24 protein-coding genes, 2 tRNA genes and 1 other RNA gene are annotated in these 25,877 nt (G+C 35.7%); 7 read left to right on the plus strand and 20 right to left on the minus strand.

Translation table 11 applies throughout. The features are described 5' to 3' along the window. Positions 1-87: 87 nt before the first annotated feature. The 5 genes from WD055_03175 to WD055_03195 all read right to left on the minus strand — a co-directional run bounded on the left by WD055_03175 (position 88) and on the right by WD055_03195 (position 4,713). Positions 88-1,347: a hypothetical protein gene (locus WD055_03175; GenBank protein ID MEX0849208.1), complete on the minus strand. Its 1,260-nt coding sequence runs from the start codon at positions 1,345-1,347 to the stop codon at positions 88-90. A gap of 7 nt (positions 1,348-1,354) precedes the next feature. Then, positions 1,355-2,149, minus strand: a complete 795-nt coding sequence (locus WD055_03180) for a TonB C-terminal domain-containing protein (protein ID MEX0849209.1) — start codon at positions 2,147-2,149, stop codon at positions 1,355-1,357. Continuing rightward, complete coding sequence (locus WD055_03185; protein MEX0849210.1) at positions 2,118-2,531, minus strand: biopolymer transporter ExbD; 414 nt, start codon at positions 2,529-2,531, stop codon at positions 2,118-2,120. The genes WD055_03180 and WD055_03185 overlap by 32 nt, the downstream gene beginning before the upstream one ends. A gap of 11 nt (positions 2,532-2,542) precedes the next feature. Next, positions 2,543-3,235 carry a MotA/TolQ/ExbB proton channel family protein gene (locus tag WD055_03190; protein MEX0849211.1) on the minus strand — a complete coding sequence of 231 codons (693 nt, stop codon included), beginning with the start codon at positions 3,233-3,235 and terminating at the stop codon, positions 2,543-2,545. 62 nt (positions 3,236-3,297) lie between these two features. After that, on the minus strand, positions 3,298-4,713 hold the full coding sequence (locus WD055_03195) for an HD domain-containing protein (protein MEX0849212.1): 1,416 nt from the start codon (positions 4,711-4,713) through the stop codon (positions 3,298-3,300). Positions 4,714-4,767: 54 nt separating this feature from the next. Between WD055_03195 and WD055_03200 the strand changes: the two genes are divergently transcribed. Then, on the plus strand, positions 4,768-5,691 hold the full coding sequence (locus tag WD055_03200) for a hypothetical protein (protein MEX0849213.1): 924 nt from the start codon (positions 4,768-4,770) through the stop codon (positions 5,689-5,691). A gap of 74 nt (positions 5,692-5,765) precedes the next feature. Here the strand turns inward: WD055_03200 and WD055_03205 are convergent, their stop codons facing one another. After that, positions 5,766-6,746: a tetratricopeptide repeat protein gene (locus WD055_03205; GenBank protein MEX0849214.1), complete on the minus strand. Its 981-nt coding sequence runs from the start codon at positions 6,744-6,746 to the stop codon at positions 5,766-5,768. A 138-nt stretch (positions 6,747-6,884) separates the two neighbouring features. Between WD055_03205 and WD055_03210 the strand changes: the two genes are divergently transcribed. Further along, positions 6,885-7,094 (plus strand): hypothetical protein, encoded by a 210-nt coding sequence (locus WD055_03210; GenBank protein MEX0849215.1) that lies wholly within the window; start codon positions 6,885-6,887, stop codon positions 7,092-7,094. Here the strand turns inward: WD055_03210 and WD055_03215 are convergent. Both WD055_03215 and WD055_03220 read right to left on the minus strand, forming a co-directional pair. After that, on the minus strand, positions 7,091-8,104 hold the full coding sequence (locus tag WD055_03215; protein MEX0849216.1) for a hypothetical protein: 1,014 nt from the start codon (positions 8,102-8,104) through the stop codon (positions 7,091-7,093). The genes WD055_03210 and WD055_03215 overlap by 4 nt on opposite strands. Before the next feature lie 245 nt (positions 8,105-8,349). Further along, positions 8,350-8,422, minus strand: a tRNA-Ala gene (locus tag WD055_03220). Between the two features lie 106 nt (positions 8,423-8,528). On the opposite strand from WD055_03220, the gene WD055_03225 reads away from it, so the two are divergent. After that, positions 8,529-10,283: a cytochrome c biogenesis protein CcdA gene (locus tag WD055_03225; GenBank protein MEX0849217.1), complete on the plus strand. Its 1,755-nt coding sequence runs from the start codon at positions 8,529-8,531 to the stop codon at positions 10,281-10,283. Between the two features lie 10 nt (positions 10,284-10,293). Here WD055_03225 and WD055_03230 read toward each other — a convergent pair whose 3' ends face one another. Both WD055_03230 and WD055_03235 read right to left on the minus strand, forming a co-directional pair. Beyond that, complete coding sequence (locus WD055_03230) at positions 10,294-10,530, minus strand: hypothetical protein (GenBank protein MEX0849218.1); 237 nt, start codon at positions 10,528-10,530, stop codon at positions 10,294-10,296. Continuing rightward, positions 10,514-10,897, minus strand: coding sequence for an HPF/RaiA family ribosome-associated protein (locus WD055_03235; GenBank protein MEX0849219.1), 384 nt, complete (start codon positions 10,895-10,897; stop codon positions 10,514-10,516). The genes WD055_03230 and WD055_03235 overlap by 17 nt, the downstream gene beginning before the upstream one ends. A 427-nt stretch (positions 10,898-11,324) precedes the next feature. On the opposite strand from WD055_03235, the gene WD055_03240 reads away from it, so the two are divergent. Continuing rightward, positions 11,325-12,572: an ATP-binding protein gene (locus tag WD055_03240; GenBank protein ID MEX0849220.1), complete on the plus strand. Its 1,248-nt coding sequence runs from the start codon at positions 11,325-11,327 to the stop codon at positions 12,570-12,572. 13 nt (positions 12,573-12,585) lie between these two features. Here the strand turns inward: WD055_03240 and der are convergent, their stop codons facing one another. The 7 genes from der to WD055_03275 form a co-directional block, all read right to left on the minus strand. Beyond that, on the minus strand, positions 12,586-13,935 hold the full coding sequence (gene der, locus WD055_03245) for a ribosome biogenesis GTPase Der (protein ID MEX0849221.1): 1,350 nt from the start codon (positions 13,933-13,935) through the stop codon (positions 12,586-12,588). Then, positions 13,935-15,677 carry a DNA polymerase III subunit gamma/tau gene (gene dnaX / locus WD055_03250; protein ID MEX0849222.1) on the minus strand — a complete coding sequence of 581 codons (1,743 nt, stop codon included), beginning with the start codon at positions 15,675-15,677 and terminating at the stop codon, positions 13,935-13,937. The genes der and dnaX overlap by 1 nt, the downstream gene beginning before the upstream one ends. Before the next feature lie 36 nt (positions 15,678-15,713). Then, positions 15,714-15,807, minus strand: an RNA gene (ffs, locus tag WD055_03255) — signal recognition particle sRNA small type. A gap of 181 nt (positions 15,808-15,988) precedes the next feature. Beyond that, positions 15,989-16,080: transfer RNA gene (locus WD055_03260), tRNA-Ser, on the minus strand. Between the two features lie 14 nt (positions 16,081-16,094). Further along, positions 16,095-17,183, minus strand: coding sequence for a 30S ribosomal protein S2 (gene rpsB, locus WD055_03265; GenBank protein ID MEX0849223.1), 1,089 nt, complete (start codon positions 17,181-17,183; stop codon positions 16,095-16,097). A 137-nt stretch (positions 17,184-17,320) separates the two neighbouring features. Further along, the gene (locus WD055_03270; GenBank protein MEX0849224.1) at positions 17,321-18,766 is read right to left on the minus strand and encodes an Npt1/Npt2 family nucleotide transporter; all 1,446 of its coding nucleotides are present in this window, start codon (positions 18,764-18,766) and stop codon (positions 17,321-17,323) included. Between the two features lie 137 nt (positions 18,767-18,903). Continuing rightward, positions 18,904-20,256, minus strand: a complete 1,353-nt coding sequence (locus WD055_03275; protein ID MEX0849225.1) for an Npt1/Npt2 family nucleotide transporter — start codon at positions 20,254-20,256, stop codon at positions 18,904-18,906. Positions 20,257-20,535: 279 nt separating this feature from the next. Between WD055_03275 and lon the strand changes: the two genes are divergently transcribed. The 3 genes from lon to WD055_03290 all read left to right on the plus strand — a co-directional run bounded on the left by lon (position 20,536) and on the right by WD055_03290 (position 24,381). Next, a complete protein-coding gene (gene lon, locus WD055_03280; GenBank protein MEX0849226.1) occupies positions 20,536-22,959 on the plus strand; it encodes an endopeptidase La in 2,424 nt (807 codons plus the stop codon). A 36-nt stretch (positions 22,960-22,995) separates the two neighbouring features. Beyond that, positions 22,996-23,214 (plus strand): hypothetical protein, encoded by a 219-nt coding sequence (locus WD055_03285; protein ID MEX0849227.1) that lies wholly within the window; start codon positions 22,996-22,998, stop codon positions 23,212-23,214. 294 nt (positions 23,215-23,508) lie between these two features. Next, positions 23,509-24,381, plus strand: coding sequence for a hypothetical protein (locus WD055_03290; GenBank protein MEX0849228.1), 873 nt, complete (start codon positions 23,509-23,511; stop codon positions 24,379-24,381). Positions 24,382-24,406: 25 nt separating this feature from the next. Here the strand turns inward: WD055_03290 and WD055_03295 are convergent, their stop codons facing one another. The 3 genes from WD055_03295 to WD055_03305 all read right to left on the minus strand — a co-directional run bounded on the left by WD055_03295 (position 24,407) and on the right by WD055_03305 (position 25,841). Beyond that, complete coding sequence (locus tag WD055_03295) at positions 24,407-24,601, minus strand: hypothetical protein (GenBank protein ID MEX0849229.1); 195 nt, start codon at positions 24,599-24,601, stop codon at positions 24,407-24,409. An 88-nt stretch (positions 24,602-24,689) separates the two neighbouring features. Beyond that, positions 24,690-25,403, minus strand: a complete 714-nt coding sequence (locus tag WD055_03300; protein MEX0849230.1) for a hypothetical protein — start codon at positions 25,401-25,403, stop codon at positions 24,690-24,692. An 84-nt stretch (positions 25,404-25,487) separates the two neighbouring features. Then, the gene (locus WD055_03305) at positions 25,488-25,841 is read right to left on the minus strand and encodes a hypothetical protein (protein MEX0849231.1); all 354 of its coding nucleotides are present in this window, start codon (positions 25,839-25,841) and stop codon (positions 25,488-25,490) included. Positions 25,842-25,877 lie beyond the last annotated feature (36 nt).

Genomic DNA, 25,877 nt, shown 5'->3' on the forward strand with positions numbered 1-25,877 from the left:
TATTCTATTAGAATTATACTCTTTCCTAATAGATTTGTCATCATTTTGTCATTTAGTATAGGCAAAAGCAGGGTTTCTGTCTATGCATCATATAACTGGATACTGAACATATCGAGGGGACCAAACAGGATAACTGATTTTCGCCCCTTTTTTACTTAAATAATATATCTTACGCGTTGGTATATTCATCATGCATAAACAACTTGTATTGGCTATTTCGTGCACAAAAACAAGATAGTTGCCACATGGAGACCATGAAACACCCTGTTTTGCAGCATTATCAAAAGTAAGCTGCTGATGTTTTTTGGCAACAGTATCATATATACATATCTGCATCACCCCTTTAATTGAACGACAATAAGCCAGTTTTTTGTTTTGAGGACAATAACATGGAGATTCACTTGAAGCTGTATTGGCGATACGATCCAACCGATTTAATTTCATATCATAGGTAAATATTGAAGGACGCTTCAGATTGCAATCGGAACAAAAATAGATAATATCACCACTTTCATTCAATGTCGGACAAAAATTATTACCACTGTTTTTAGTTAACTGTTTTACTTTACCCTGTTGGATATAAAACAGTTGTGGATTGCCCTTTCCTTGTGATGCACAAAAAACCGCTTTTGTGCCATCTTGAGAAAATGCCGGCAACATGTTCACACCATCAAAGTTACAGGCAATATGCCGTCTTTTTTTCATATCAACGTACATCATACAAACATTCTTATCGGTGAACTCTGAATAAAAAAGTAATGGTCTGCGCAAATCTGCATTCCAGCGTGGTGCAATATTGACCGTTGGCGTATCGACTAAAACTTGTTCATACATACCATCATAATCGGCAATGCAAATATGCTTTAATGTGCGCTCCTTTGGCCCTTTAACCTCTTTGCAATAAGCAATGCGCGTTGAAAAAAAACCGGGAGATCCGGTCAATTCCTGCCACAATATATCAGCGACTATGTGTGCATAGGCTCTTTGATGCTCTCTTTTTTTTATTTCACCCTGATTGATCACTTTTTTTTGCGTTACATCAAAAAGTTTCCACGTAAGTAGATCCTCTTTAGGTTCAATGACAATAATAATGGGATACTGTTTTTGCCATTTACTATAAACAACCTTATCTGCATAATGAACATCAACGCTGAACTGCTGCGTAAAACTGAGATTTTTTTTAATTACATCAAACAGCTCCTGTGCTTGCTGATCATGTTGCGCAACACCTATTGCTAATAACAATATTGGTAATGCTACATGCTTGACCGCGCGCGCATTAACATTAACAGCACAGATATTGCTCGAATATATGAACAAACAAAATAACAAGTCTATATATTTCATATCCAACCTACTGTTTGAAGGTAATAGTTATTTTTTTGCCCCAACATGCTCGTGGAAAATCCATTGCATACACGGCACTACGTGCATGAATATCAAATACCAATATCTGTGAACTTTCAATCACATCGATATCAGCAACTTCACCTTTATAGTTAAGCTCAATTGCTAAAGTGACCTGTGCATCATCTGCAAATCCTGCCGGCGGTTGCCAATGTGTCTGTACTTGTTGCGCAATAGCGCGCTGAACATGCATAGTCTGCAGCTGTCTTGTACCTATTTGTTGTGGCTGAGGTTTTGAAACAACTTGTTGAAATTGCTTGCTTATCGACAATTGCTCTTTTTGTTTGCTGGATTTTGTTTCAATATCTTTTTTTATTTCCTCTTTTTTGGGCATCTCTTTTTCGCCTGCCTTTTCTTGTGCGGCGACATCTTGTGAAGACGTAATCTTGTCGAAGGGTTTTTTAATATCAACTTTATCTACTTTTGATTCGACTTTTTTTGTTATCTCTTTTTTTTGCACTACCGGTTTTAGTTCTTTTACTAAAGTTGTTTTTTCAGGTAATGATTCTAAAGATACTTTTTTTTGTTCTATAGGTTGTTCAACGATTTTTTTAAATGGAATAATCATAACATCTGCACCTAATTCATACTGTTTAGATGCAATAATATGTAGATCATCAACATCAATGGTACTTTGCACAAAAACGAGCACCAATATAAAGAGATGAAATAAAAAAACTAAAAATAAAAGTTGTAAACAAAAGCTAAATTTAAGCATGCTTTTGTGTTGCCAAAGCAACATAGCGCACTCCTCCGGCAACTTTAAGCTTATCTACTGTTTGAATGACACATCCATAATGCACATCTTTATCAGCTTTCACATACACAGTGCCTTCACTTTTATTAAGTGCATCTTGTGATAAATCTGCAACTATTTGCTCAAGTGACGTTCGATTTTCATTTAAATAAATATGACCATCTTTATCAATGTATACCACAAGATCCTGCTTGAGTGCTGCATCCTCTTTTGCCTGGCCTTGAGGCAAGTTTACCTTAATAGCATTATGCATCATCGGAGAGGTAATCATAAAAATAATAAGTAATGTCAATGCAGTATCAATCAAAGGAGTCAATGGCAAATCTTCAATCATTTTGCGCGGACGGCGCATACGACGATTACGCATATAATTCTCCTTTAACAAACAAACATGATTTGAATAATGCGATTAAATTTTTGCACCATCACGTGCAATTGTTGTTCCATACGACGCACTTGGGTGTTCAAATAATTAAACATGATCAATGCCGGAATCGCAACCATCAAACCGGCCAAGGTCGTTACCAATGCTTCTGCAATACCGGGAGCAACAGTGGCAATATCTGCAGTCTGTTTTTCACTAATACTCACAAATGAATGTACCAATCCCCAAACCGTTCCAAAAAGACCAAGCAATGTTGCAGCACCGGCCGAAGTTGATAATATCCATAACATACTTTCTTCATGATGCACAATTTCATCAATGGTGAAATAAAGACTATCTTGCAAACGTTCCCATTGAGCAACGCCCAATTTACCGGTACCTTGTTTGCTGCCTAACTCAATTAATGATTTTAAAAATTGCATGTTATTGCTTAAAAAATAACCGGGAGTTGTACCGGTACATTTATCAGTCACCAACACCAAATCTTCCATCGTGCCTACATGACGAATATATGAAAACGCACGCTTCATGTGCCTTTTTTTCAGACGCATTAAAATCAATTTATATACAAATACTGACCAACACATAATCGACATACATAACAATATAAGCAATACTACACGAGTTATACTATCTGCTTGCACCATTAAATGCCATAACGGACTTGAAAACATTTTTCCAAACATACTTTTTCTCCTTTTTTAGTTTGCAAAACAAAGCTTACCAAAAAGGGCTTGGGAATGAAAACTTATTTATTAAAATCAAAAAAAGACAAAGTTTCTTTTTTCAAAACATCTTTATCAGTGATACCATCTAATTGTAATTCATATGCTTTTTTAACAACTTTTCCAAGATCCGGACAGGGCTTGATAACATCAAGAAAATCTTTACCTGTTAATAATGGTAACTCGGGTAACGACAATACATGTGCCTGTTCTGCTTTTTGTGTAAAAGTATTAACTTCATCAAACTCACATTCAAGCGGCATGGAACTTTTGGGATTTCTGCCCTGTTTATCAGCTAAAAAAAGTTTCGCCAATAAAGCAATATTTGCATCAGGCGACAATTTCCTTGCCAAACGTTTATACGCCGGTTTTTTTGCATTACTTTTGATAAAGCCTAACGGCTCCATATGTAACTTCACCAACTTTACTACTGTATCAATTAATGTTTTGTTACACGCAATGCGTTTTAACATCTTATTTGCCAAGGGCGCACCAACTTGGGCATGTCCATGACTGCATATATTACCATCAACAATTTTTGATACTTTAGACTTGCCCAGATCATGGCACATCGCTGCATACAATAATATAAGTTTTTCGTATTCAGTATTACATGCAATGCGCGCTGCAGCATCAAGTGCTTGCATACTATGCTCAAACACATCGCCTTCAGGGTGATATGGCTGTTTTTGTTGTACGCTAATAGTTGCATAAAGTTCGGGTAATATCTCTTGCAATCGTCCAATATCTTTTAACCAACGAATACCTAAGGATGGTCTTTTTGAACGTAATAACATTTTATTAAACTCTTGTTCAATACGTTCGCGAGAAACTTTTGAAATATCCATTTTTTTGCATAGTGCATTGAGCTCTTCATCCGGTTGCATTTCAAAACGTGCTATAAATTGCATCACACGAAAAAAACGCAATGGATCTTGTGCAAAAAAAGATATGTTTGGTGAACGCAATATATTATTTTGTACATCTTGCAAACCATTAAATGGATCAACCAATTCTCCGGTTTTTGCATTAATCCCCAATGCATTAATCGTCAAATCACGCCGTGCAAATGCTTGCTCAATAGACATATGAGGATCAACCTCTACAACCGGTTTGCGCCCTGAACTATCAGTACGTGGCAATGACCAATCAACATCAACACCATACAGTTTAAATACTCCAAATGATTTACCCACTAAATCAACTACACCGAACTGTTGTAATACCTGTTCAACTTGCTTTGAACTCAATCCGTGAATTTCAATATCAACATCTTTTACCGGCCTTTGCAATAAAAGATCTCTTACCATTCCACCAACAAAATATGCGGTACCACCGGCAGCATCTATTGCATTTAAAATAGGGGTTAATTTAGGATATTTAGCATAGATAAGTTCTAAATCTTTTTGAATAATTTTTATATTTTTATTAAACTTCATATTACATATCGTGAAATTACAAACGTGAAACAGTTTTTTACCGGAGTCTTTATTATGAACCATAAGCATACGTTGCTTTTCTTTACCTGTACCATGTTGAGCATAACACATACAATACATACTTTAACATTAAAATCTATCAGTTCATTTTTTGGAGGCACACCATATGAACAAGTTGTTGATAAAGATTACACATTAACAACTGAAGGAACCATTTCACTCAAAAATTTAGATGGCAACATCACGGTTAAAACCGGGCTTGATAAACGAAGCGTTTCAATCAAAGCAACAAAACATGCATCAATACAAGAGCATTTAGATCATATGCATGTCATAGAAGAGGAAGTTTTGCCTAATCGTTTGGCATTGCGCACCGCATATGATTATGAAAAAGTAAAAGGCACTATTGATTATATGATTACCATCCCAGATGACGCACAAGTTCAAGTTTCAACTGATATTGGTGATATTATTATACAAGACATTCATGGCTCTGCGCTTGCCAATACCGGTCACGGTGATATTATCGTGTACAATCCAAAAAAACATATCGAAGCGAATGTCACGCAACAGGGCAATATTACCATTATACGTCCACAAAGCAGCGTGCAACTTTCAACCAACAAAGGAATGGTGCGCGTTATTGACAGTATGAACTCTGTTGGTGCCCGCGCAAAAAATGGGAAAGTTGAAGTTAAATGTAAAGAACTCCCAGCAACAAAGCAAATGAAATTAGCAACCGAACATGGACCGGTTATCTTGCACACAACAAAAAATATGAATTGCTCACTTACTGCAAAAACAGAACATGGTACCGTTACCAGTACGCAAGAGATCACGATTGACCCTGAAACAACAACACTCAATACTCATTATTGGAATAACATAAAAAAATCCATGCATGGTGCTATCGGCAACAAAGATGCCTCAGTTACTATGTTTAGCACCAAAGGTGATATTAAGATATTGAAGTACTGATTAAGAACTTAAAAGTGCCTTCAAATCCTATACCAGAATATGAAGGCACTTAATTTTGAATCTACCTTAATAAGTTATAGATTTTCTATTCTCTTTAAACATTCAGCAATACCTTTTGGATACATCTTTCGTTCTTGTAATACATTTATATGTTGTCTGGCTTCTTTTATATTGCCTTCATCAATCAATACATGAATTAGATGTAAACGAGATTGCCCGTGAAGCGCATAAACCTCAATCCCTTTTTGCAGACATTCTTTTGCTTGCTTCAAGTTACCTTCAGCTCTATGGCATCGCCCCATACCGGCCCATGCATTAGCAAGAAGAGGATCTATTTCAACTGCTTTTTCATAATAACACCGAGCATTTTCATAATCACCTTTGTTGCGGTAAGCTGTTCCCAATGAATCATAACCCTGTGCAAAGACACGATGCTCGAGCGCTTTTTCAAAATAAGCAATGGCTTCATCATACTTTTTAAGTTGAATATTGGTATGACCCAAACCAAAGAAAGCATTTCCTTTCAGACGTTCATCAGCTTCATCATCCATTAGCGCTACAAGTCTTTCATAACATGCTAAAGCATCCTCATATTGCTTTAAACCATCATAAGCTCTAGCTTTGGCCAGCAAGTCCGGCAAGTTATCTCCCACATCTAGCTCAACAATTTTATTCAAATATTCGTCTCTTTTTTCATAATCTGCCTTCAGTGTATATGCAGCTCTAAACAAATTTAAATACTGTACATAATATGTATGATCTTCGGGAATCTGAGGAACTTCTTGTAAAAAGCTTAACGCTTTATCTGCATCATACTGACGATAATAAATCCAAAATATTTTAGCATACGGTCTAGGCTCTTGCGGACACAGTTTTTTTGCTTGTTCAAATTGAGCACGCGCTTCATCATATTGTGCATCTTCAAAAAGTTTTTCTCCCCGCTGCATACATGCTTTAAACTGCTCTTCGATTCGCTTACTTTCATCTGTAGCAGAAAGCAAGTGAACTCCATTAAAAACCGAAAACAATATAATGAGTAAGAAATGTTTGTTCATAAAAGAACTCCTTTAGATAAAAATATTTTTGACGCAATTATCCTAACACTTTTGTTCAGATAAACCAAAACATTTTTTTAATGAATCTTCTCTTAGATTGCAGTATATTTTGAAGCTCTAAAGTAGACCTTATTTACGGTGTTCTGTATTTCACCGCAAGATTTGAAACGTATTTCACATGGCACCATTACCAGCACGCAAGAGATCACGATTGACCCTGAAACAACAACACTCAATACTCATTATTGGAATAACATAAAAAAATCCATGCATGGTGCTATCGGCAACAAAGATACATCCGTTACTATGTTTAGCACCAAGGGCGATATTAAGATTCTAAAATATTAACCTGTAACTGATTCATGCCAGGTCACTGTTTTTGCTGGTGTTGCAATATGCTCTTCAAGCGCTTGTTTCACAATGTTAATGTATACTTCTTTAGTGCACTTATCATTTATGCGATAACAGTTGAGAATAACGTAATGCAAACGCTCTTTTAGCCTTTTATACCACTTTAAATCAGCATCTTTAATACCTTCTACTTCTTTTAATAGCTTATTCAAGTATGCTGCTAATATAGACGGGTCATGCTCATTTAACGACAGTGCACAAAGAGAATCAAAGGCATCAAATTGCCGATCTTGCATAAAAAGATGAGCGCCATATTGCAAAAGTAATTGTAGCTCTTTTAATGTTTCGACACATTTTAATGGGAATACTTCTTTCTCGCCACGCCTCACTCCTCCCGATACAACTGTATTAGTTTTAATAGGCTCATTGGGATCTGCACCCTTTTGCAATAAAAGCTCTGTTAATGCACAATCTTTATACATCAGTGAAATCTTAAGCAATTTTGTATGACTATCCTTGCAAAGCTCCACATTTGGATCCGCCCCTGCATGAAGCGCGGCTGCATACATTAACCTCCCAATCGGATAACTTGGTTTACTATCAATGTTATTACGAAACATTTTTTGTAAAACTTCATCTTTATGCTCTTCATTTTTATCAAGCTGCAACTTTTGCCAATACGGAATCAGAACATAACTACATTTAAGTTTTTGCGCATCACTCAAAAAAGGTAGAGCAGCTAATACTTTAAAATAATCTAAAAAATCTTCTGAATCAATTTCACTAAAACATACCCTTAATTCTTCGCCACCAAACCTCTTAATATATGAATCTGTGTCATCATATACAAAACTATTTTTATACCTCATGCTACTTTTTTTCGCTCGATCAATTAATAGCATAAAATCATCTGGGGATTTATCTACCAATGTAAATTCATCAATATCTACTTCATCAGCAGCTGATATATTTAAAGATACCATTAAAAAAAACAACCAAATCAACATGACATACCCTCAAGATTAAGAATAAATATTGAGGAGAGTATAACAAAAATAAAAATTAAATGAGGTCTTTTTACAAGACACTAACTTTGATTTAAATTATGCACTTCAGAGTTGAATCTAGGGAATAATTTATAAGAGACCTTTAAAAAAGTGGCCCCTACTTCGCGTTGCTAAAGCAACTAGCTACGAAGGGCAGGCCTGCCAAACGAAGCCTGCCGAGCTTGAAGACCCGGATAGGCGTAGTTTGGAGCTGACCGGGATCGAACCGGTGACCTCATGAATGCCATCCATGCACTCTACCAACTGAGCTACAGCCCCAAAATTTATATTACTTTTGAAAAGATATGTGAAAGATGATATTATTATACACCCGAATGTCATATTTTGCCAATCATTTTTTTGTTATTAATAAAGGTTTTTTTTCATGATTAAACGCATACTCTCATTATATAGCTTATTCATTATCAATTGTTGCTTCAGCTTTGCACCAAACATTGAATGGGAAACACCAAGCAAAGAAGCAACGGTATCATTCATGGTCCCCATTGATCAAGAAGATGCACTCTATCGTGAATATATCGATTTTTCCTGCGATCAAGAATGGATAACTATACATGATTGGAAAACTGATATTGATGCAGTTTCTGTATATGATCCAATCTTTAAAGAAAACAAAAAAATCTACACGCAAGATGTTACCTTTAATATTGACATGACCATAAAAAAACCGGTAACCGAAGCTACGTTACGTTTTACTTTTTATAGAAAAAACAAAGGCTCAATTGAAGAAAAGCTCATACATCTGCCGTTACAAAATGAACAAATAAATAAACCATCAATTTCAGTTAATTTGGCAGCTGATGTTGAAGATAGTAAAATTGAACTTGAAGACACACTAATTGATCAAATAGAACCGAAAGCACCTATCTCTCTTTCATGTAAAATTTCAAACTTGATTGAACATACCAACTCATTATGGTTGCAATGTTTACTCATTTTACTCCTTGGCGCATTGTTAAGTTTAACGCCATGTATTTATCCTATGATTCCTATTACGGTCGGCATTTTGCAAGGACAAGGATCAACTTCATTCCTACGCAATCTTTTTGTTTCATTATGTTACACCATGGGAGTTGCAACCACCTTTGCACTACTTGGCACCGTAGCTGCTTATACGGGTAAATTATTTGGCACTTTCATGCAAAGCCCATTCGTAATTTTATCGATAGTGGCATTACTTCTTTATCTTGCATTATCAATGTTCGGTTTATATGACATGTATATTCCAAAAGGGTTTCAATCCAATAATAGATTCTCTAAAGGTGGTTCACCAATTACTGCATTTTTGTTTGGTATTGTCAGTGGAACCGTTGCATCACCATGCGTTTCACCCGGATTGGCACTCGTGCTCAGTATTGTAACCGGATTGGGGAATCCATTTTTAGGATTCATATTTTTATTTGCATTTGGTGTTGGACTCAGTTTACCACTTATGATTATCGGTACTTTTTCAAGTTCACTTAATGTATTGCCAAAAGCCGGCATGTGGATGGTTGAAATCAAAAAACTGTTCGGTTTCTTGATGGTTGGCATGTCAATTTATTTCTTAGGTACTATTATACCCGCATACGTAACGACTTGGTTGTTCACTCTACTCATTTTAGTTGCAGGTCTTTATTATCTAAAAGCTGCATCAAAACAGTCAACTTCGGGCAAATTACTCTATAATATACTGGGTATGATATTGATTGCCGGAAGCATTATATTTGGCTATTTTGCAATCCGCGCAAGTTTTAATCCGCAAGATTGTACCGTTGTTGGTTTATGGACAGAAAATTACACCTGTGCGCGCGAGCAAGCTCATCATGAGCATAAGAAACTGTTATTAAAAGTTGAAGCCCCTTGCTGCTCTATGTGTACTGCAATTGATAAAAAATTCTTTAGAAACAGTGAAATCATCAATACATTAGAGCAAGCATATATTCCGGTCCATATTGATGGCAGCGATACTGTTGATCCAACTATTCCGGATTTAGTTAAGAAATTTTCAATTGTAGGATTCCCAACAATTTTAATCATTGATCCGATTGATGAAGTAGTACTCAAAAAATGGGCATCCGATCTGTATGATTATTCAATTGATGAATTCAAACAGATACTCATTGATAGCGCAAGATAAACGAGCTCATTCACTGAATCTTACAAACTGATAGTAAATGAACTAAAGCCCAAAAATAGGCTTCCTCTTTATCTTTTTTATGTGATACAGATGATGTTTGTTGATGTTCAATTAAGTTAACATCTTCAGGTATGTTTTGTTTAGTTACTGAAGCAATTTTTTCTTTTGTTTTTATGCCATAAAGTAAAGGGGTACAACATAATAGTGTACCCCATAAAATATATCGCTTATTATACTTCATCATCATCGTCATCTTCATCCGGCAACTTTTCTTGAAACTCTCTAAGTTTACTCACTTTAATGCGATGGTTACGTTCATCAAGTTGCTTTCTTTTTTCTCGATGTAACTCCTCTAGCATTACATCAATAACACGATCTAGAACTTTATAAAATTCCGGACCTTCATAGTTAGAAATCATGTCATAATGCGGTGACTTAATACGCAATTCAACACGATGATGTTCATGTACTTTCGATGGTTCAAGAACTAAATCGATATAAATAGGTGTTGGCTCATGAGTAAGAAACTCTTCAATTTTAGCTAATTTATCATTAGCATAATTTTCAATAGCTGCCACATGATCCATATTACGAAAAGTTATACGTTTATGCATGTTTCCTCCTATAGCATATTTTGATATTCATGCTGAGCTTAGCATAAATAAATTATTTTACTAAAGAGTTCATAACTAGATACTTTTGCCAGCATAACCTAGGGCAAACGCGATTAAATTTTAATTTTTTAGATTACCTCACGAAAGCAATACAAAGAAGTTCAATCATATTTGCATAACCCAAAAAATGTAAATCGTGATTCGACTCATCAAACAATGATTAAAGAAACTATCATTTTTCAATAAAACAGTTTATAAAAAGCCTTTTTTAGTATAAATATGACAAATTAACCATTGAATGGTAAAATATCACCCATTGGATGGTTAATTTGTCATTTACTGGTTTAGGGCAATCCCTTGTTAAATTAACCATTGAATGGTAAAATATTAACCATCCAATGGTTAATTTAACAAGGGAGCTATCTATATGAATTACAAACGAAACATACGATTTAATCTAGAAAAAGCATTAAAAAGAAGTCCTGTCGTATTACTTACCGGAGCAAGACAAACAGGGAAAACAACATTAATGAAAGAGCTCGCTCGAGGAAAAAAATATCATTATGTTAGTTTTGATGATATGCGTTATTTACTTGCGGCTCAAAATGATCCCATGGGATTTATTGCTGATATTCCAAAACCGGTAATTTTAGATGAAATACAACGCGCCCCAGAATTATTTCTAGCAATAAAATATGATGTTGATAATAATCGTATTCCAGGTCGCTATGCATTAACCGGTTCTGCTAACCCACTTCTCATTCCTCGTTTGGGAGATTCGCTTGCAGGTCGCATGGAAATATTAACCATGTATCCATTGTCCCAAGGAGAACTACTCAATAGATTTGACCACTTCATTGATAGCATTTTCCAAGAAGGCTCAATAACCGGTATTCCATCTATAACATGTACACAACAAGAGCTTTTTCATAAAATATTAACCGGCGGTTATCCTCTAGTACAGCACATATCATGGGAAGATAAAGAAGCTTGGTTTAATAACTATATTTCTGCTATTTTACAAAAAGACATACTTGAACTATCACAAATAGAGGATGCAACAGCTATACCACGTCTACTCTCTATCCTTGCAGCTCACGCAGGATCATTATTAAATGTATCAGAAATTGGTCGCCAAAGTGGCATTACAATTACAACTCTCAATCGTTATCTCATGTTATTAAAAACAGTTTTTATGATCTATCTTCAACAACCTTGGCATTCAAATCTGATTAGACGCGTTATTAAATCACCCAAAGCATACCTCGTTGACACCGGATTGCTATCTTGGCTACTGGCCATTAATAATGAAAAAATTACACAGATTTCTCACAAAGGACACCTTTTAGAAAATTTTGTATTTAATGAATTACAAAAACAGGCAACATGGAATAAGACAAGAGTGCAATTATATCATTTCCGTACTCCAGCGGGTATTGAAGTAGATATAGTACTTGAAAGACCTGATGGTAAAATTATTGGCATAGAAGTAAAAAGTAGTCGCAATATTACACCCAAAGACTCAAAAGGCCTTCTCTATCTAAAAGAACATGTAAAAGATAAATGGCATCGAGGCATTGTTTTATATACCGGCAATGAATCAATTCCACTCGGTCATAAAATCACTGCACTACCAATATCTACATTATGGAGTTTTGCACAAAAAGATATGTAGTTCCAGAAACGAATTATTTTTTCTTTTTACTCTGGTTCTTTTGAAAGTTCTTACTGTTCGCACGTGGAATAAATTTGATAGGTACACCTTCAAGATCATACTCTTTACGCATAACATTATCAAAATAACCCAACTGACTTGGTCCAAACCAGGTCGGATCATTCACAAACAATACAATAGTAATAGGTCCTGTTTTTATCTGTTTTGCTTTATAAACAACTAACTTATTACCTTGATGAAATAACTGACGCCGATGTAAGGCATCTTTGAACAGAATAGAAAGTTCATCATTTGAAAATTGCTGTTTATAGCGATCAGCAACTCCCTTGATAATAGAAAGAACTTTACCAATATTTTTGCCTGATTTACATGAAATGCGAATATTTTTAATTTTTTTCAAGAAATACTCATACGGAGCCAAATTAAAATCTAATTCACGCTGTGTATGCTCATCGACTAAATCATATTTGTTAAATAATATGATCAATGCTTTATGATGTTCAAACGCATAAAATGCTAATTTCAATTCTTGATCTGATAGTTTCCCTTGTGATGAATCAATTACAAGCAGTACAATATCAGCATCTTTAAGCTCAGCAAATGCACGTTTAACCATCATCTTTTCAAGTTGTTCAGTTACGCCACGTTTACGACGCACCCCCGGCGTATCAGTAATAGCCATATCTTCTTTATAAAAAGTGACTTTTTCAGTAATCGGCTCTCGTGTCGTCCCAGGAATGTCCGAAACAATTGCACGCTCTTCATCAATTAATGCATTAAGTAATGAAGATTTGCCTGCATTTGGTTTGCCGATAATAACCACTTTTAAAGCTTCATTAGTTTCGACCATAGGAATTTTATAAGGCAACATCTCAACTACAAGATCCAAAAGCTCTGCAACGTCATGACCATGAGCAGCTGAAATAACAATGTTAGTTTTAAAACCAAGTCGATCAAATACATACATATTATCACGGACTTGCGGCTTGTCGCCCTTATTTATTACAAGAACTACCTTTTTATCTAATTTATGTAATAATTTTGCTATTTCCAGTTCTTCCGGAGTAACTCCAACAGAACCATCAACCATAAAGAGAATAATTTCTGCTGTTTCTAATAATGAAAAAACACCGGCAGAAACACGTTTATGAATCTCGTCACGTGTCTTTTTAATCTGTACACCACCTGTGTCAATAAATTCAAAACAGGCACTGTTCCAACACACAGTATCTTGCAAAAAATCTCGTGTCACACCTGTTTGATCTAGTGCAATACTTTTTACATTATCTGATATACGATTAAATAAGGTTGATTTTCCAACATTGGTACGCCCAATTAATATAATACGTGGTAATTTACTCATTAATTTATACCTTCTGAATATGCATGTACGGTACCAGGAAAATGTTGTAATAACATATGTGTTCTTGGCCATTGATCTTTTTGTGATATATCTAATAACGGACCATGGGATATGCGATTACTCTTCTGTCCATATGAACGTTTTTTTGTATAACTACCCTTATTACCGTATGAGGCCTGAACAGACTGAGAAGCAGTACGCTGTGGAGCTTGTTCCAGTACAATTGGAGCTGTTTTTATTGGTTCAACATCTTTACCGGTAAAATGTGGCTTAAATATAACCTGAGTACCAAAACGTTTTTGAAGCACACGCATCCATTTGTTTTTGGTATTATCTAGCCAATCTTGAAAAAAAACAAACTTTTTACAAAACTCAACTTCCAACAAATTAAGCTTTTCATCAAATTGTTTAAACACACTTTGCTTAAAAATTGAAATAACCAATGGATCATCCAATGATTCAATTTCACGCAAACTTAATTGCCATTTTTGAGAAAAATTTGCGGTTTCTTCATCAATAATATCTTCTTCCTCTTGGTCATCTTCTTGATCATCTTCGCTACACTCTTGCATAGGTACGGATAAAGGTGAAGGAGTAGATGAACAACCGGAACCTGGATCATTATCATTTGAACGACGCAAACTGCATAACTGCAATAAAATCATTTCAAAAAATGCATATTGATTAGTAGTTTTTAAAAACAGTTGTTCATTTTTATAGCAAAAATCAAGATATGCATGTAATTTTTTCCAACCGATTGTATGTATTATTTTTTTAATTGTATCAACATGTTGCACAAACAAATTTGGCTCTACGCCATGTTTAATCCAAATAGATGCTCGCAAAAGTTGTAAAAAACTGCGCCACAGATAAAGAGCTGTATTTCCGGATGAATCAATCTTTTGCAAAGTATGTAAGAGCAAAATGCTATCGCCATGAACAACCGCCTGAAGCAATGCAATAATACGTTCATCTTCAACATGACCGAGCACACGCAATACCGCTTTTTTTGTAATATTACCAGCAGAAAAACGTACCGATTCCAACATATTAAGAGCATCACGCGCAGAACCTTCAGTCTCTTTAATGATCAAATCCAGTCCGGCAACTTCATAACCAATATTCTCTTTATCACACACATGCATCAAATGAGTAAGCAAAACAGGTGCATCAATAGGCTTGAAAAAAAGTTGAAAGCAACGGGAACGGACGGTTTCTATGATTTTTTCCGGATCAGTTGTTGCTAAAATAAACAATACTGAAGCCGGCGGCTCTTCTAAAATTTTTAAAAATGCATTAAATGCAGCTTTACTAAGCATATGTGCTTCATCGATAAGATAAATTTTCTTGCGACCCATTAATGGCATCAAAGATGATGCATCAATTATTTGACGCACGTTATCAACACCGGTATGAGAAGCCGCATCCATTTCAATAAAATCCGGATGTTTACCCGCAATCATCGATGTACATGAAACACATTGCAAGCAAGGAATCATATGTTTTTTTGGTTCTTTTTGAAACGCTTCAAATTCAGCACAATTTATTGCACTTGCAAAAACACGTGCGGTAGTTGTTTTTCCACATCCACGCTGACCGGAAAAAAGATATACAGGGAAAAAATGATGCAAATACAAACTATTTTTTAGCATGCGCACAGACAAGTCCTGACCAATAATTTGATCAAATTTTTGAGACCGCCATTTGCGCGCTAAATTAAGGTGAGCCTTTGTTGAACTCATGTATTATACACCACTAAAAGTTTTTTGTTTATATGAGAAAAGGGGAAAAGCATACAAGTAAAGTATTACTCTTGCTGCTTCCTTTCGGACCTGACAAATTAAGCAAACTTTTCCTAATGCTTTTCCCACATTTTTTATTTCAAATTAATTGCTTTTCACACCCATTCCATTTTTTTGTCTTCACTCTACAACTATCTTAACAATTAATGTCAAATTCCTTTTTCAAAGTTGGCCTGCCAACCGAAGCCTTGGCGAAGATTGGCCGTGCCAGGCGTAGCTTGCCGAGTCGGAAGACCCGGATAAGCGAAGACTGGTGGAGAGAGAGGGATTCGAACCCTCGATGCCCCTTTCGAGACATACACGATTTCCAATCGTGCTCCTTCGACCACTCAGACACCTCTCCAAAAACAACGTATGTTATTTTTTATCTTTTGAAGGTGCTTCTTTTTTGGTTTCTTTTTTTTCTACAGCTTTTTTATCCGTTGCTTTAGCAGCCGGTTTTTCTCCTGAAGCTTTTACAGCTGTTTCTTTTGGAGCTGTTTTTTTCACAGAAGTACCCGCTACTGCTTTTTTTGTAGATTCAGTTTTTTTATCTGTTGCTTTAGCAGCCGGTTTTTCTTCTGAAGCTTTTACAGCTGTTTCTTTTGAAGCTGTTTCTTTTGAAGCTGTTTTTTTCACAGGAGCACTCGCTACTGCTTTTTTTGTAGATTCAGCTTTTTTTACCGGAGCTTTAGCATCCGTTTTTTTGTCTTCTTTTTCTTTTTTTGCTTTAGCAGCATCTTTTTCAGCTTGTTTAGCCAAACGTTCTTCTTCTTTTTTCGCTTCAAAAGATTCTTTACCTTTTTGAGCCGCTTCACCTAAATAATCAATAAGCACTTGAATTGCACGAGGAGAATCATCATTTGTTGGAATAACAAAGTCAACCATGCTTGGATCTGCATTAGTGTCAACAAGAGCAATTACAGGGATATTCATAGTCGTAGCTTCACGTAATGCTGAACCCTCTTTGAGTACATCAACAAGAACCAATGCGCCTACAGGCCATTTTAAATTAAGAATACCACCAACGTTTTGTTCCAAACGAGCAGCAGCTTTACCTATAACGTTAAGTTCTTTTTTTGTATAATGTGGATATTTATCAGCTTTTGCTAAAATATCTTTATAATGCAAATATTTTGTTACTGACTTTTTAACTTGTGCAAAATTACTCAATGTACCACCAATCCAACGATGGCTAACATAAGGCATGTCAAGTTTTGTTGCAACTGATTTAATAACGTCTTGTGCCGGTTTCTTTGTACCAACCCATAAAACAGTTTCTCCTTTACCAACAAGTTGTTTTAAGAACTTAGCTGCTTTTTCAAGTTGAAATGCTGTTTTTGAAATATCAATAAGGTGAACGTTATTTTTGAATCCCCAGATATAGGGTTCCATTTTTGGACACCAGCGTCTTTTTTGATGACCAAAATGCACGCCGGCTTTAAATAATTTTTCTAATTGAATCATGTATAATCCTTTAGGGTTATGACTGTTGTTTCCCGGGCCTTAAAAATTCAGTGGCCACCCTTACTGTAAGGGAAACAAGTATTATTAATATCAACGTTTACAAGTGTAACAAATTGCCCCAATAAAGCAATAAAACATTATGATTGTGCCAATGAAGCTTCTTTTGTTTGTGCTGTTTTAAGCAAAGGCTTATCCAAACCAATAACTTCATTATTTTTAACAGCTTTACTAAAGCGTTTTCCAAGCAACCATGCAGTAGCAAACCATAAACCAATCGACATCACAAAAAAGATTGCATGTGCCGGAATAAACAGTGCAGGTCCAAGCCATTCAGCAAACAGATTAAACGAAGCGCCACTTGATTTAGCAAATTTTGACCCAAATGCATCAATCCATGATTTTGATTTAAATTTAATCTCTTTGACCGTCGGAATATATAATCCTTCACGTACCGGCCAACTGAATGCATAATTTATCGCTTTAAGCACAACAAAAGTAAATACTATCACAATTGAACTGGCAGTATTGAACATAAAGATAGTCAACACCAGACCTATTGAACCTGGAATAATCAACAAACAAACACGTTCCCCAAGTTTTTTGAGCAACTTCCTGGTACCAAAAAATGAAATTAAAAAACCGGTAAAATGAGTTAAAAACATCATTTGAAACAATGAAGCAGAAACATCTGATAGGTTTTGCGCATTTGCTTGAGCAACACCAATACGCAAATAACTAATAACAACACTCAGCAATTCATAGAAGAACACCATACCAAAAATACCCAATACGTAGGGATATTTAATAAGCATCCTCACTCCGGCAAAAATACCGGTATCTGATTGACCTGTTTTCTTTTTTATTTTTTCAACTTTATAGGCAGCCTCATATCCATGCAAGAATCTACCCGGAACTATTTTCATAAGATATAGAATTACAACAGGAATCATCGCCAAAAATATCGCCGCCATAAATAAAGCCAATTGATGACTGGCAACATCAGATAGCACATTTTGCCCTGATGCATCTCGCCATGCAAACAAAAGCCAGCATAAACCGGCACTCATCATGCCACCGATCTTTGATGAAGCGGCAATATTACCATAACGATTTTTTGCATTATCCGGGCTACTCACTGAGTTTACAAAAGCCCAAAAAACACTCACTACAAAAGGGGAAAACCCTTCACTGAAAAAATAAAACAACCAACCAAAGATACGAGTCGGGCTTTCTTGTGTATTTGCAATACCGATCAATGGATCAGCTAAAAAATAAGCCAATGTAAGCGCCATAATCGCATAAAGTCCTGCATAAAAACAGAGCAAATAATAACGACGCATTCTATCTACTAACTTCGAATAGATCACAATTGCCGGCATCAACATACACATTGACGCAAAGCGAGCATAGTTAATGTAATACTTTCCAACAATATGACTGAAAATTGAATCTTTTAGTGCCTGTACGAGCGTATAAGCAGCAATAACAAAGAAAAAAGTTAACCCTAAAAGTATAAATTTACGCCTTTCGTAATACAGTTTCATCTTTGGCGTATCGAGAGTGGTTGAATGCGCTGGCCCCATAAATATACCCATTCTATAGTTAAATTGAAAAAGTTGCTCCGTTCAATGCTTCATTAAACCGAAAAAAGAGCCTTCCTGCGTTATAATAACAGAAAGACTCTTTTTTTAACTCTCAAATGCCATATGCTGCTTCTCTCTTAACAAACAACAGTGTCATCTTTAATTGCTTTGTTATATTTTTTAGCAATATACATTGCTGCCAATACCCATATACCAATCATTCCCATAGAAGCCATTGCTGCTATTGACAAGAAACTGTTCACACCAAGAACTGAGCGCAATCCGGCAAAGCTTGATCCACCCGCTTTTGAAAGTCGTGAACCGAAAGTTTCAATCCATGCAGTAGCTTTATATTTAGTATCTTTAGTTGTCGGAATATAAAGTTGCTTGATTGTTGGCTGAGTCAATGCATAGTTTACCGCTTTTGAGAACACCATAATCCAAAAGGCAATGTTCAGGCTAGCTGGATTAAACTTGATTAAAACAATAGCTAAACCAACCAATGGAGGCAACACCAAAAGAGACGCTGTCATACCCAATTTACGTTGAATGTTATTGATACCAAGCAATACACATGCCATTGCCACAATACCTGTCCAAGTTGCATACTGAGAAAGCAATGCTTGTACGTTGGCTTCACCGCTATGCGCTGAAAAAGTTGTAACTTTAAAGTGATTGTCAACAATAGTAACGATTATCTCATACACAGATATGATAAGGAAAATGCCAAACAAATAACCTTTAGTCAAAAGCAATTTCAAGCCTTCAAAAAAGCCCGGCTCGCCTTCTTCTTCAGTTGTTTCAACATTACCTGCAGCATAACCTACGAGATCTTTTTCAGGTACAGTTCTGATAAAATTCAACATTAAAAGAGCCATTGCAAACATCAATCCTGCACATATTGCCACGACAGGAGCACTATTTGTGAAACCCATTTTTCTAGCTGACATAAAGAAAGGGAAAACAATATTTGCAAGTTGTGCAAACAAAATTATTAGAGGAAAACCTCTTTTTGCCGCATCCGGTTTGGTAATATCAGTAGTAAATGCCCAGAAAAGCGCCACTACAAGTGAACCAAAACTTTCAACAAATGCATACCAAGCCCAACCAATATAACGATCCGGACTAGCAACTGTATTCATTAACCCCATAGTTTCTGTGGTAAATGCCCAAGCAAAACCTAATGTTGCTATGCCATAAAAAACAGTTAGAAAACAGAAAAATTTATGTCTTGGGAAAATGTCCGTCATTTTACTATAAATAATCACAAGAGGAACATTGATAACTAATGAAATAATTTTAGCAAACCACAAGTAATCTGTACCACCAACGATTGCATTGAAGATACTATCTTTCATAGTTCTCAAACTCCAATACGTCCCGATGATAAGACCAAAAACAATTGCCAACTGTAAAAATCTCATCAGTTCTTGGCGGTTCTCAAATTTACCCCATAATGATTGTGCAACTCGTTTTAAACCACTCAGCATTCATAAATCCTTTTGAATATGAATTATTAAAAAAATATCTATAAAACAACACTTTTACAGCTTATCAGATGATTTATAATTTGTAAAAAAGAAGATGAAAAAATTTTACTCTAAAATCTTCCTGGAGTAAAACTAAGAAATACCCTATTTTAATAGGTTAACACCTAAAATTAGGATGTACAATGAGCAAAAATATGGTAAAATAGGAGTAAATACAACGTAAGAAAAAACATTTGACCATATGACTTATTGTAAAGCAAAAAACTAGGAATTACTATTATGATAGAAGTTCAAGACCAAAAACCTGTATTAATCGAAGGCGTTTCTACGTTTTTACCTCTTTTACCTCTTAAGAATGTTGTAATTCTTCCTAAGAGCATCACACCTATTATTGTAGGTCGGCCATCTTCAATTCGTGCAGTAGAATATGCATTAAAACATGATCGCTTAATTTTTATTACCACTCAAAAAGATTCTGAAGTAGAAAATCCGACCCTAGACAAGGTGTATCAAGTTGGTACACGTGCTACTATTTTACAAGTAATGCGTATGCCTAATGGAGCATTAAAAATATTAGCTGAAGGTATCTGCCGAGCGAAATCAATCAGTCTGGATCAAGACCAGGCCGATTTTATAGCTGTACACTATGATGATTTACCCACAACCGGCATAAAAGATTCTGTAGAATTGCAGGCATTATGGCGCCAAACCAAAGAGCTTTACCTGCAATATGCAAAACTCAATGAAAAAATGCCTACAGACCTGATTAAAGATACCAAGTCACCGCAAGATTTTGACTATATCACCGATACTATTGCAGTACATTTGAACCTCACACTCCCTGAGCGTCAATCATTATTAGAAATTCGTCATTTACAAAAACGTATCCTAAAGCTGTGTTCGTTCTTGCAACGTGATATTGAAATTTTACAGGTTGAACAAAAAATTCGTGGTCACATTCAAACTCAAGTTGAAACCAGCCAGCGCGAATACTACCTTCATGAGCAAATGAAAGCGATTCAAAAAGAACTTGGCCGTGAAGATCAATCTGCTGAAATTGCTCAATTGCGTGAAAAAGCAAAAAAAATGGCTTTACCGACTGAATCATATGAAAAGGTTGAAAAAGAACTGCGTCGTCTTGACCAGATGCCACCTCTTTCGTCTGAAGCCGTTGTAAGCAGAAATTATGTTGATTGGATTTTATCTCTTCCATGGAATAAAACCAGTAAAGATACCATCAGTTTACGCCAAGCAGAAAATATTTTGAATAAAAACCATGCAGGCCTACACAAAGCAAAAGATCGTATTATTGAGTTCTTAGCTGCAAAAAAATTCTCTAAATCTCTTGAACGCTCACCGGTCATCTGCTTAGTTGGTCCTCCAGGAGTGGGAAAAACCTCTCTTGCAAAATCAATTTCAAAAAGCATGGGACGTGAATTTGTACGCATTTCACTCGGCGGCATAAAAGATGAAGCTGAAATCCGCGGACATCGCAGAACCTACATTGGTGCATTGCCAGGAAAAATCATCCAAGCAATAAAACGAGCCAAAACACAAAATCCTGTCATCTTACTTGATGAGATCGACAAAATGGCACGAGATATGCAAGGTGATCCCGCATCAGCACTGCTTGAAGTTTTAGATCCGCAACAAAACAGTACCTTTGTTGATCACTTTTTGGATGTAGACTACGATCTATCTAAAGTGATGTTTATCGCCACAGCAAACATGATGGAAGGTATTCCTTATCCACTGTTTGATCGCATGGAGATTATTTCATTAGCCGGTTATACAGAAGATGAAAAATTTGAAATTGCAAAACAGTTTTTGATTCCACAAAGCCTTAAGGAATATGATTTAACTGCACGCCAATTTAAAATATCAAAAGAGATGTTGTATAAAGTTATCACAGAATACACAAAAGAAGCCGGCGTAAGACAACTTGAACGTATTCTTGCAAAACTAATGCGTAAAGCGATTCAATCTATACTCAAAGATCCTAAAACAAAATGCATTACCATTAATGAAAAACTTATTTTTGAATGGCTTGGATATCCAAAATTTAAAAAAACCAGTTTGAATGGAAAAAAAGAACAGGTTGGTTTAACAACTGGATTGGCATGGACAGAGCTTGGTGGCGATGTGCTAGAAATAGAGACAACCATACTGCCCGGCAAAGGCGGCATGACATTAACCGGCCAACTTGGTGAAGTGATGCAAGAATCTGCACATGCTGCATTAAGTTATATCAGAGCAAATACAACAAGACTTGGATTGCCTAAATCTTTTTATAATACACGTGAAATTCATGTGCATATCCCGGAAGGTGCAACACCTAAAGATGGTCCTTCAGCCGGCATAACTATGTGTTCTGCTCTCATTTCTGCATTAACTGGTAAACCTACAAAAAACTGTCTTGCCTTAACCGGAGAAATAACTCTACAAGGACGAGTTCTTGCAGTAGGTGGATTAAAAGAAAAACTATTGGCAGCAAAACAACATGACATCAACACCGTTATTGTTCCGCATGAAAACTTTGATGACATACAAGATGTACTTAAAGAAACCAAATTAGACGATATAAAAATTATTTACGCAAAAACTATGGACGAAGTTATAGATTCCGCTTTTGAACCAAACACATTTAAAAAGGTGCAAAAAAAATCAAAAAAGGCTATAACTAAAAAAGGTCGTAAAAAATAATTCTTTTAAATTTTAAAAAATACGGAGACGCTTCTTATGAATAAGAATATTCTTGCTGCATTGTTGTGTGTTGTATCTTTAGGCTTTTTAGCTTCTTGCGGTAAAGACTGCTGCCCTGAAGAGTGTGATCCTTGTGAAACCACCTACACATATGAAGATGAATGCAACGAATGTAGCCCATACTCTGAAGTAGATGTTGAGACTGAGCAAACACTAAGTTATTCACGCGACATTACTTCTGTCAACAAATTCTAATTAAGCAAACAACTGTTTATTAAAAAAAGTCGAGTATATCTCGGCTTTTTTTATGTTTAATATATCTTATCTTGATGAATCAAATATGAATGCTATCCTTTAGCTAACATTAATCATTTATTTTTGCACACAAACAAAAATCAGGGAATCGAATGCTTCACATCTTATTACTGCTAACACTATCACTTTCACTCAAATATAATTCATTCTGCTGATGATGCTTACGGTAAAGCACCAATCACTTTTGATGGCGAAAAAATAACCGCTGAGACATTAGCGAAATTAAGCAGTCCGTTGCCTGAAAAAATAGAACAATCGATTCGCAATCCTGAAAAACAAACTCTTTTAAAAAAACTTTGCATAATTCCTAATTCGTTTGAAAACGTTCAAGTCCTGAGACTCGATTGCTCTACAAAATTAGCTCTCTTAGAACAAGAAGGACTTGTTAATCAAAGTGCATACAATATAGTTTTTGAATTATCTGATCATAAAATCAAAAGTGGTGGCCTTTCAAATCGTCTGCAATCAATGCTTATAACCAAAGGTATATGGCCCGGACAATGGGGCGCAACACCCAGTGGCGACCTCGTTATCATTCAAAACAACAATGTAAAACGGCTAACTGATGTTTTACCTAAAAAAATTGAAACCTATCAAACTGCAAGCCGTTTTAGAAACTATCTCCTTTGCAGAGAATGCATTGATCAACAAAAATTAAAAACGGTCGATGTCCCTACAACCTATTTATATGTTTTTGATCAAGCAAAAAAACCTCATGATGAAAATTGCGTTGTGATACAAGAAAAAACAGATGCAACTACATGTGAAACACAAAAGATGACAATAGAGCATGTTCGAGAACTTTTCGCCCTCATTGAACGTGTTGGCCTATGGACTTTGAATGATTTGCTACAAAAAGATGGTACAATCTACATCGTTGATCTTGAGCAACCAAACAATGCACACCCGGATCATTGTTTTGAGCGTGATGATTTTGAATATCAAGGGAATGTAAAATCAGGCATTGAACAACTTATTAATCTATGCAAACATGATCCAAAAAAGATGGCTTTAATTGTTCAATTAATAAAATCAAGTAAACATATTGATCATTTTGCGGACCGTTGGAAACGTGAAATGTCCCTTCTTTTACAGCACATAAAATGATCATCCAAAATCATAATCCACGTTATTACTTGTCAAAAGGTTTGCGTCCATACTTATTAGCCTTATTGGGATCGGCACCTAAACGTAATAGCAACTGAATCATTGCTCTATCGCTAGAGTAACGGTTCATTAGATCTGATAGTTTTTTTTCTTCGGCGGCGCCAAGAATTAGCATTGGATAAAGTGCTAAAAAAAATGGGATTCGTGCTACTTTTTTCATATCTTAATATCCTATTTTAAGTAATTTTAAATAGTTAGTGGTGATAATACATTTTGATTATCACCACTAACTATTGTTTACTTATATATTATTTCAATTCAAATTCAAAATCAGGATCTGACATTACATCATCACCTTTAAGCATAAATTTGCGAACCTTTACCTCAGGAAGCTCTTGCACTTCTGATCCAATTTTCTTTTCTAAAGTTTCTTTCAATGAAGCTAATAGTTCAGGACTCAATGGCTGATCATCTTTTTCACAAATTCTACCTAAAGTTAAATGCGCACTAAATGGAAACCGTTGAGTTATGTCATATTCTGTTTCAATTGAACCCCTGACCTGCTCTGCCAAAGTAGATAAAGCTGCTGATGCGCCTAAAGCCAAGACCAGGTTTTGATAGTTCTTTTTCTTGCTTCCACCACATTCCATTTCAAACCTACCAGGCCATAAATTAACCTCAGGACTTTTAACTGCTTCACTCAAATCAATACTGTCCGCACCCTGTGCAATTTTTTTAAAGTTCGGTAGTAATGCAGCATATTTTTCTTTAATTTGCTCGTTATTCAATTTATCCGGAGAAACAAATGCCAATGAAATATGAGGCAAATAAGGAGACTCGCTAAACTGCAATGCTACCTTATTTTCTTGAGCGACATCATTTACAACTTTTGCAGCTGATTCCTGAGCAACCTGCATAATTTCTTGCATTACATCTTGTGGTAGATCTACTAAAACAACCACACCTGCATGCAAAGACTGCATGAGTATTAAACAGCTTAAACTTAATTTTTTCGATATCACTGCCTATTCCTTCTAATAAAAACGAATTAATAGTATTGAATAAAATTGGGAAGCATGCTCCATACCTCCCAATTTTATTTTTTATTATCTAGCAGGTTTGGTAAGTCCTTGATCTTCTACTACGCTTGGATCATTTATTATAGCCAGCACACGATCCCTAACCTCTCGTGCCGGGCCTTCAGCTAATGTTCCAATAGCCCGAAAACCACGAACTTCACCAGGGAGTATTTCACCTTGCTGCGCGGATGTTCTTAAGCCCTCTAAGTTTGCTTTAAGTTTTTCTGGCGTATTAGATTCCTCAGCAATCTCTGTAACACCATTGTTATGTACTAAAAATCTACTTAAATCAAATCCTACAAATTCGTCTCTGTTGTCCGCCGCATACAGACAACCTGAAGAGATCATCAAAAAAGTTAACAACATCTTTCTGTTCATCATAATAGTGAACTCCTTAAAAAAGGTTAATAAAATACT

Source organism: Candidatus Dependentiae bacterium, from assembly GCA_040878395.1.
In the GTDB taxonomy this organism is placed as follows: Bacteria; Babelota; Babeliae; order Babelales; family Vermiphilaceae; genus JAKBEL01.

Coding starts and splice junctions, on each gene's coding strand:
- WD055_03175 (MEX0849208.1), bottom strand. CDS start 1,347: ATGAAATATATAGACTTGTTATTTTGTTTGTTCATATATTCGAGCAAT.
- WD055_03180 (MEX0849209.1), bottom strand. CDS start 2,149: ATGTTGCTTTGGCAACACAAAAGCATGCTTAAATTTAGCTTTTGTTTA.
- WD055_03185 (MEX0849210.1), bottom strand. CDS start 2,531: ATGCGTAATCGTCGTATGCGCCGTCCGCGCAAAATGATTGAAGATTTG.
- WD055_03190 (MEX0849211.1), bottom strand. CDS start 3,235: ATGTTTGGAAAAATGTTTTCAAGTCCGTTATGGCATTTAATGGTGCAA.
- WD055_03195 (MEX0849212.1), bottom strand. CDS start 4,713: ATGAAGTTTAATAAAAATATAAAAATTATTCAAAAAGATTTAGAACTT.
- WD055_03200 (MEX0849213.1), top strand. CDS start 4,768: ATGAACCATAAGCATACGTTGCTTTTCTTTACCTGTACCATGTTGAGC.
- WD055_03205 (MEX0849214.1), bottom strand. CDS start 6,746: ATGAACAAACATTTCTTACTCATTATATTGTTTTCGGTTTTTAATGGA.
- WD055_03215 (MEX0849216.1), bottom strand. CDS start 8,104: ATGTTGATTTGGTTGTTTTTTTTAATGGTATCTTTAAATATATCAGCT.
- WD055_03225 (MEX0849217.1), top strand. CDS start 8,529: ATGATTAAACGCATACTCTCATTATATAGCTTATTCATTATCAATTGT.
- WD055_03230 (MEX0849218.1), bottom strand. CDS start 10,530: ATGATGATGAAGTATAATAAGCGATATATTTTATGGGGTACACTATTA.
- WD055_03235 (MEX0849219.1), bottom strand. CDS start 10,897: ATGCATAAACGTATAACTTTTCGTAATATGGATCATGTGGCAGCTATT.
- WD055_03240 (MEX0849220.1), top strand. CDS start 11,325: ATGAATTACAAACGAAACATACGATTTAATCTAGAAAAAGCATTAAAA.
- der (MEX0849221.1), bottom strand. CDS start 13,935: ATGAGTAAATTACCACGTATTATATTAATTGGGCGTACCAATGTTGGA.
- dnaX (MEX0849222.1), bottom strand. CDS start 15,677: ATGAGTTCAACAAAGGCTCACCTTAATTTAGCGCGCAAATGGCGGTCT.
- rpsB (MEX0849223.1), bottom strand. CDS start 17,183: ATGATTCAATTAGAAAAATTATTTAAAGCCGGCGTGCATTTTGGTCAT.
- WD055_03270 (MEX0849224.1), bottom strand. CDS start 18,766: ATGGGGCCAGCGCATTCAACCACTCTCGATACGCCAAAGATGAAACTG.
- WD055_03275 (MEX0849225.1), bottom strand. CDS start 20,256: ATGCTGAGTGGTTTAAAACGAGTTGCACAATCATTATGGGGTAAATTT.
- lon (MEX0849226.1), top strand. CDS start 20,536: ATGATAGAAGTTCAAGACCAAAAACCTGTATTAATCGAAGGCGTTTCT.
- WD055_03285 (MEX0849227.1), top strand. CDS start 22,996: ATGAATAAGAATATTCTTGCTGCATTGTTGTGTGTTGTATCTTTAGGC.
- WD055_03295 (MEX0849229.1), bottom strand. CDS start 24,601: ATGAAAAAAGTAGCACGAATCCCATTTTTTTTAGCACTTTATCCAATG.
- WD055_03305 (MEX0849231.1), bottom strand. CDS start 25,841: ATGATGAACAGAAAGATGTTGTTAACTTTTTTGATGATCTCTTCAGGT.